At 72.8% G+C, this 6,958-nt stretch carries 8 protein-coding genes; 4 read left to right on the top strand and 4 right to left on the bottom strand.

Annotation, left to right across the window (positions count from 1 at the left end; all coding sequences use genetic code 11):
• From VFO68_RS17815 to VFO68_RS17805, 3 genes are all read left to right on the top strand, one after another.
• On the top strand, window positions 1-801 hold an 801-nt coding region (locus tag VFO68_RS17815; protein ID WP_325159431.1), incomplete at its 5' end, for an AfsR/SARP family transcriptional regulator.
• A 30-nt stretch (window positions 802-831) separates the two neighbouring features.
• The gene (locus tag VFO68_RS17810; protein ID WP_325159430.1) at window positions 832-1,350 is read left to right on the top strand and encodes a hypothetical protein; all 519 of its coding nucleotides are present in this window, start codon (window positions 832-834) and stop codon (window positions 1,348-1,350) included.
• Window positions 1,347-1,931 carry a thiamine pyrophosphate-dependent enzyme gene (locus VFO68_RS17805; protein WP_325159429.1) on the top strand — a complete coding sequence of 195 codons (585 nt, stop codon included), beginning with the start codon at window positions 1,347-1,349 and terminating at the stop codon, window positions 1,929-1,931. The genes VFO68_RS17810 and VFO68_RS17805 overlap by 4 nt, the downstream gene beginning before the upstream one ends.
• A 27-nt stretch (window positions 1,932-1,958) precedes the next feature.
• Here the strand turns inward: VFO68_RS17805 and ptsP are convergent, their stop codons facing one another.
• The 4 genes from ptsP to VFO68_RS17785 form a co-directional block, all read right to left on the bottom strand.
• Entirely contained in the window at window positions 1,959-3,554 is a 1,596-nt protein-coding gene (gene ptsP, locus VFO68_RS17800) for a phosphoenolpyruvate--protein phosphotransferase (protein ID WP_325159428.1), read from the bottom strand.
• Complete coding sequence (locus VFO68_RS17795) at window positions 3,554-4,795, bottom strand: alpha/beta fold hydrolase (protein ID WP_325159427.1); 1,242 nt, start codon at window positions 4,793-4,795, stop codon at window positions 3,554-3,556. Before VFO68_RS17795 ends, ptsP begins: the two co-directional genes overlap by 1 nt.
• Window positions 4,796-4,815: 20 nt before the next feature.
• A complete protein-coding gene (locus VFO68_RS17790) occupies window positions 4,816-5,787 on the bottom strand; it encodes an ABC transporter substrate-binding protein (RefSeq protein WP_325159426.1) in 972 nt (323 codons plus the stop codon).
• Window positions 5,788-5,891: 104 nt separating this feature from the next.
• Window positions 5,892-6,098, bottom strand: a complete 207-nt coding sequence (locus VFO68_RS17785; protein ID WP_325159425.1) for a heavy metal-associated domain-containing protein — start codon at window positions 6,096-6,098, stop codon at window positions 5,892-5,894.
• A gap of 96 nt (window positions 6,099-6,194) precedes the next feature.
• Between VFO68_RS17785 and VFO68_RS17780 the strand changes: the two genes are divergently transcribed.
• On the top strand, window positions 6,195-6,958 hold a 764-nt coding region (locus tag VFO68_RS17780), incomplete at its 3' end, for a response regulator transcription factor (RefSeq protein WP_325159424.1).

Below are 6,958 nucleotides of genomic sequence, written 5' to 3'. Positions count from 1 at the left end.
GTCCCAGTCTCCACCTTAGTCGAGGAGTTGTGGGGGCTCGAGCCCCCACGCAAACCCCTGCAGTCCGTGCAGACCTACGTTCTGGTGCTGCGCCGAATGATCAACAAGGCGATCGACGGCCCGGACTCGGCGAAGTCGGTTCTGGTTACCTCGCACGGCGGTTACACGCTCAACGTGGCCGCCGAGGACCTCGACGTGCGGCGCTACGAGCGGACCGCGGCCTCCGGGCAGCGCGCCATGCAGGCCGGCGACTACGAGTCGGCCTCCCGGCTGCTGCGTTCGGCACTGTCCATGTGGCGCGGACCGGCACTGGTGGACGTCCAGGTCGGCGGTCCGCTCAGCGTCAAGGTGAACGGGCTGGAGGAACACCGCCTCGGCATCCAGGAGACCGGCATCGAAGCCGAGTTACGCCTGGGGCATCACCACATGCTGCTCGGCGAGCTCGGTGAGCTGTCCGCCCGCTACCCCATGCACGAGAACGTGTGCACCCAGTACATGACCGCGCTCTACCGCTCCGGGCGGAAATGGCGCGCCCTCGAGGTTTTCCACAAGCTCCGCGACACGCTGGTCGACGAGCTCGGCGTCGAACCGTCCCCGCACGTGCAGTACGTGCAGCACGCGATCCTCAACTCCGACCCCCGGCTGGACGAGCCGGCCAGTTGGCGGCAGGCGCCGCACAACGGTTTCGGGCAGGCCGGGGCGGATCCCCGCGCGGATCTGGCGCACCGGTTCCGCAAGGCGGTCGCGCGATCGGCGACCATCGTCAGCCGGGACGCCGAGCCCACGGCGGGTGCGGTGTAACCAAGCACCGTCCCGCCGATTGGAGACCAGATGCCGACGTTCGCTCAGAAGGTCGCAGTTGCCAAGGAACTGTGCCGGGAGCTGATGGCCGTCGGGTTCGGCCCGTTCCTGGGCAGCCCGAACACGATCCTCTCGCCGTTCTATGCCGCGCTGGACAAACATCGCGGGCTGCTCGTGGTGACCAGGGACGACAACGCGATCGGCGTCGCCGCCGGCGCGTCCCTGGCCGGGCAGTACCCGGTGGTGCTGATGCCGAGCTCCGGCCTCGGTCAGTCGGTGGCGGCCATCGCGTCCCTCGTTGTGCCGTACCGGATTCCGATGCTGCTGGTGGTCAGCCTGCGCAGCGGCAACCCGGAGGCGACCAGGGACAACATGATCATGGGGCGGCTGACCGAGCCGCTGCTGGACGGCCTGGGTATCGAGGCCGTCGCGCTCGACCCGGAAGTTCGGCCCACCAAGCAGGTCAACCGCCTGCGCGACATCGTGCGCGGCCAGCAGCGGCCGGCCGCGCTGCTTGTTCCACCGGAAACCTTAGGGGGACGTCCGTGAACCGGACCGCGGCCATCCAGGCGATCATCGACGCCACCGTCGAGGAGCCGATCATCTTCGCCGCCGGTGAGCCGGCCCGGATCGCGCGGCGGATCGCCGACCGCCCGAACCACTTCTACCTGACCGGTTCCAGCGGCCTGGTCTCCTCGGTCGGCATCGGGGTTGCCCTGGAAACCCGGCGCCCCACCGTGGTCGTGGACGGCAACGGCAGCCTGCTCACCAACCCGGGCGGACTGATCACCGCCGGCCTGCTCACGGATCTCCCGCTGGTGCACGTGGTGCTGGACACCGCCATGCAGACGGCCGGCGGCGGCACCATGATGCTGTCCCGCCGGGTCGATCTCTGCGGGCTGGCCCAGGCGGCCGGGTACCCGCACGTGTACAGCACCGGCACGCTGGACGAGTTCGCCGGCCTGGTGCGCAGCCAGATCGCGGTGTGCACCTCCCCGGTCTTCATCCGGGTCGTGCTCGCCGAGGATGACGAGGTGACCCCGGTCCGCCTCGGCGCCGACCTCGAGCAGCACGCCCGACGGTTCTACGACCACGTCAGCGCCCCCGAATGGCTGGCCGGCGCCGCCTGACGCGGCGGGCTGGGGACTCGCCGGTTGTCAGGGGCGGGTGAGGGCGGTTTCGGCCAGGTGTCGGCAGTCGGCAAGGGTGTGGGCGGCCAGAGCGGCACGCACCGCGGGGAGGCTGGCCGCTGACATGGACAGGCTGGTGATGCCCAGGCCGGCGAAGACGGGAGCCAGGCGGGGCTCCGCGGCGGACTCGCCGCAGATGCCGACCGGTTTGCCGGCGGCGCGGCCGGCGGCGGCGCAGGTGGCGATGAGCTGGAGCAGGGCGGGTTGCCAAGGGTCGAGCAGGTCGGCCAGGTCGCCGGACTCCCGGTCGGCGGCGAGGGTGTACTGGCTGAGGTCGTTGGTGCCGATGCTGAGGAAGTCGACCACCTCCAGCAGGCGGTGCGCCTGGAGGGCGGCGGCGGGGATCTCGACCATGACGCCCGCGACCGGGAGGCCGGCGGCGTGTGCCTGGGCGGCGAAGGCGGCGGCCTCGGCGCGGGTGGCGACCATGGGGGCCATGACGGAGACCTGGGCGCCGGTCGCCTCGGCGGCGGCGTGCACGGCGGTCAGCTGGTCGGCCAGGACGTGCGGGCGGGTTCGGGCGACGCGCACGCCGCGCAGGCCAAGGGCGGGGTTGGGTTCGGCGGGCAGGCCGAGGAACGGCAAGGGTTTGTCGGCGCCCGCGTCGAGCGTGCGCAGCACCACCGGGCGGCCGCGCGCGGCCTCGAACACCGCCGCGTAGGCCTGCCTCTGCTCGTCGATGGACGGCGCGGTGTCGCGGGACAGGAACAGGAACTCGGTGCGGAACAGGCCGACGCCCTCGGCGTCCGGGTCGCCGTCGAGGTCGGCGGCCGATCCGATGTTGAGCAGCAGGCGGACCGGATGGCCGTCGGCGGTGCGGCCGGGGCCGGTGTGCCGCGGCTGGCCGGCCTTCGACCGGCGGGCGGCCGCCCGGATCCCGGCCACCGCCCCGGCGGGCACCGGCTCGACGGCGCCGGTGTCGCCGTCCACCAGCACGGTCGAGCCGTCGGCGAGGTCGAGTATGCCGGGACAGGCGACCACCGCGGGCAGGCCGAGGGCGCGGGCCAGGATCGCGGTGTGGCTGGTCGGTCCGCCCCGGGCGGTGACCACGGCGAGCACGGTCGCGGGGTCCAGCCCGGCGGTGTCGGCGGGGGCCAGGTCCTCGGCCACCAGCACGAACGGCTCGCCCGGGTCGGGCACGCCGGGCATCGGCGCCCCGAGCAGGTGCGCGACCGCGCGGTCCCGGATGTCGTCGAGGTCGGTCACCCGCTCGGCCAGGTACCCGCCGACGGCGGCGAGCCGCGCGCGCTGCTCGGCCAGTTCCTCGGTGACCGCCCACGCCGCCGGGCGGCCCTGCCGGATCCGCTCGGCCACGCCCTCGGCCAGGGTAGGGTCGGCGGCCATCGCCGACGCCGCGTCGAGCACCCCGGCCGCGGTTCCGGTCGCGGCGGCGGCCAATCCGGCCAGGGTGTCGGCCACGAACCTCAGTGCGCCGGACGCCCGCGCGACCTCCCCGCCCAGGTCGGTGCTCGCGGGCAGTTCCTCCGGCAGGGTGGGCGGCGGGGCCTTGCGGTAAAGCGGTCCCGCCGTCCGTCCCGGGCTCACCCCGATCCCGGCCGGCATCACGCCCGCCCGGTGGCCAGACCGATCAGCCGGTCCAGGATGCGCGCGCCGTCCGCCCGCAGCCCGTTGTGGTCGTACTCGTTGGTCACCCAGGTGCGCATGCCCCGGACCAGGCTCGCCGTCTCGATGGAGAACCGGGACTCCACATAGGGATCCTCGACGTAGATCGCCGCCGCGACCGGAACCTCGTTGTTCTGCAAGGTGTCCGCGTCGTACAGCCGGGGCCAGGACTGCTCGGCGAGCAGCTCGGCCGCCTCCCGGAACACCGCCAGGCCGCCGTAGTCGGCGAACATCCACGGAAACACGTGCTCCCCGGTGAGCAGCGAAGCATCGGTCTCGTACGCCTCGGGCCGCACCCGGTCGGCCGACCACCGGGTGACGCCGCCGTCGGCGTAGCAGGCCTCGTGCAGCACCGCGTAGATCGGGTTGCGGGCGAACGGCATCGGCATCAGTTCCATGTCGTACCGGAACGCCCGGGAGGACAGCGGCAGCTCGAGCAGGTGGTGCAGCCGCTCGGCGCCGTCGCTCATGCCGAGGAGGTTGCCCGCCTGCCGGAACCGCCGGGCGGTGAGCCGGTCGCCGCCGGGCAGCCGGACGTCCTCGGCCGTCAGCTCGGCGACGATGTCGCGCACCCGCTGCCGGTCGGCCGGATACCGCTGGTAGTACCGCTCCACCCGGTCCATGATCCGGAGGTAGGTGGCCCGGTAGACCTCGTCGATGTCCAGCCCGACCGGCGGGACGCCGCCGGTGATGAACGCCTGACGCAGTCCGTGCGGCGCCTGGGAAAGGTAGGTGCCTACGCAGAACCCGCCGAACGACTGGCCGAGCACGCTCCACGGCTGCCCGCCGGCGAGCTCGGCGCGGATCAGCTCGGCGTCGGCCACGATCGAGTCAGCCCGGAAGTGGGTCAGGTAGTCGGCCTGCTCCCGCGCGGTCTTGCCGGGCGGGTCGTCCAGCGGGGTGGACCGTCCGGTGCCGCGCTGGTCCAGCATCAGCACCCGGTAGTCGCGCAGCGCCCGGGCCAGCCAACTCGGCGCCGACGGGTTCCCGGACGGCCGGGGCGCCTCGAAACCCGGGCCGCCCTGGAGGAACACCAGGAACGGCCGGTCCCGCCCGTCCGGGTCGGCGACCTCCCGGGCGAACACCGTGATCTGCTCGGCGTCCGGCCGGGAGTGGTCGAGCGGGACCGGGAACTCGTGCTCGACCAGGACCAGCCCCGGCGCGGTGGTGGTGACGGGCATGCCGTCGATCCTCGCACGTGCTAGGCCGCCGGCCGCACGATCATCTGGCTGACGTCGAAACCCTTCTCCAGCGCGCCGAACTCGACCATCAGGTCGACCACCCGCTGGATCTTGGCCGGATCCAGGCTGGCGACGAACTCGGTCAGCGCGGTCTGCTTCGCGATCTGCGGGTCCACCTTGGCGATCTTCACCAGCAACGGGTCGACCTTGGCGCGGTCGGCGCGCACCTCGTCGGTGGCCCGGCGCAGGCCCTGCTGGAAGGACCGCACGGCGTCGCCGTTGGCGTCGATGAACTTGCTGGTCGCCCCGTAGCCGGTGAGCGCGATGCCCTCGGTGGGCCCGGCGAGCGTGTCGAACAGCGGGCGGGCCTTGATCTGCTGGATCGCCTGCTGCAGGAACGGTTCGACCAGGAACGCGGCGTCGATCTGGCCGCTGGTGAGCTGTCCGGACATCTGCGGGAAGGCCATCTCGATCCACTGCACCGAGTTGTGGTCCACGCCCGCGGCCTTGAGCTGGGCCTGGGTCAGCAGGTGCGAGATGGTGAACCGGGCGGTGATGGCGACCCGCTTGCCGGCGAGGTCCTTGATGCTCTGCAGCGGCGAGTTCTGCGCCACCACGACGACCGCGTACCCGGGGGCGGCCGAGGTGGCGTCGGCGACCAGCTTGATGTCCGCGGCGTTCTTGGACTTGGCCACGAAGAACGGCGTGTAGCTGGAGAAGGCGAAGTCCACCTCGCCGCTGGTCAGCTTGGCCACGCAGTCCGCGCCGCTGGCCGCGGTGACCGGTTCGACGTCGAGGCCGTCCTGCCGGAAGTAGCCGGAGTCGATCGCCAGGTGCAGCGGCACGGTGTCCATCGTCGGCAGCACCGCGACCTTGACCTTCTTCGGTTGCCCCTCCTGGGCGGCGGGCTGCTCCTCACCGCCCAGCAGGCCGCAGCCGGCCACGGTCAGCAGGATCGACAACAGGATGGCTATCCGCCGGGCAGTCCCCATCCCTCCAGGATCCCCCTGGCCGGGCGAACTGTAAGTAGGCTGCTCCGGTGAATCTGCCGGCCCGGCCGGTTACCGTCCGGCTCCGGACCGGCCACTGTGGACGGTCACTCGGCCAGCGCGTAGCCTGCCTCGTCCACCGCCGCCCGCACCTCGGCCGGGTCCAGCGGGGCGGCGCTGGTCACCTCGACCCGGCCGGTGGCCAGGTCGACCGCGACGTCGGTGACGCCGGCCAGGGCGCCCAACTCCTGCCGCACGGCGTTCACGCAGTGCGCACAGGTCATTCCGGCCACGGTGTACGTGCTGGTCGTCACCGGCATACCCTAGCAGGGTATGTCCGGGGCGCACCGACCTGGCCCAAAACCCCTAGTGGTCTAGACCTCTATCGTCGTGGGTGGCAGCGTGAGCCCATGGCGGCGACACGGACGCGAGCCCGCACGGTCGTCATCCGCTTCCTCGACGCGCTGCTCCGCGACACCGTGGCCGTCTGGGTCGACTCGCTGGCGGGTTACCAGGTCACCGGTGCCGTGTCGGGCCGCGCGGCCCTGGTGGAGCTGTGCCGGGAACACCCGCCGGACGTGGCGGTGGTCCAACTCGGTTCGGCCGCGGCCGACGAGCTGACCATGATCTCCGCGCTACGCGGCGTGCGACCGAACCCGCACGTGGTCGGCCTGCACCCGGCGCTCGACCCGGCGAGCCTGCTGCGGTTGCACCGGGCCGGGGCGAACCGGCTGGTCAGCAGCCGGGCCGGGCTGTCCGGCCTGCGCGCGGCGCTCGCCGAGACGCAGGCGCGGCGCCCCGGACCGAGCCGCCCCGCCGGCCTGAGCGAGCGCGAGCTCGAGGTGCTCACCCTGCTGTCCGCCGGCTGCCCGGTGACCGAGATCGCCGACACGCTGGAGATCAGCCCGCACACCGTCACCAACCACAAACGGCACATCTTCACCAAGCTCAACGTGCACAGCCGGGCGCAGGCGGCGGCCGAGGCGGACCGGCTCGGCCTGGACCGCCCGGCGCGCGGCACCGGAACCGAACGGGTGGTGGTGGTCGGCGGCGCGCAGGACAGCCGGGCGGCCGTCGCCGACCTGCTCGACCGCGGCGCGAGCGCGGTGCTCGGCGCGGCCGACGCCGCCGACCTGCTGCCGGCGGCCAGCGCGCTGGTGACCGCGGGCTACCT

This window comes from Actinophytocola sp. (assembly GCF_035712165.1).
Taxonomy (GTDB): Bacteria; Actinomycetota; Actinomycetes; order Mycobacteriales; family Pseudonocardiaceae; genus DASYTH01.
Note: the sequence above shows the minus strand (reverse complement) of the source record. Positions and strands in the feature narration are given on the sequence as shown.

Coding starts and splice junctions, on each gene's coding strand:
- VFO68_RS17810 (WP_325159430.1), top strand. CDS start 832: ATGCCGACGTTCGCTCAGAAGGTCGCAGTTGCCAAGGAACTGTGCCGG.
- ptsP (WP_325159428.1), bottom strand. CDS start 3,554: ATGCCGGCCGGGATCGGGGTGAGCCCGGGACGGACGGCGGGACCGCTT.
- VFO68_RS17795 (WP_325159427.1), bottom strand. CDS start 4,795: ATGCCCGTCACCACCACCGCGCCGGGGCTGGTCCTGGTCGAGCACGAG.
- VFO68_RS17790 (WP_325159426.1), bottom strand. CDS start 5,787: ATGGGGACTGCCCGGCGGATAGCCATCCTGTTGTCGATCCTGCTGACC.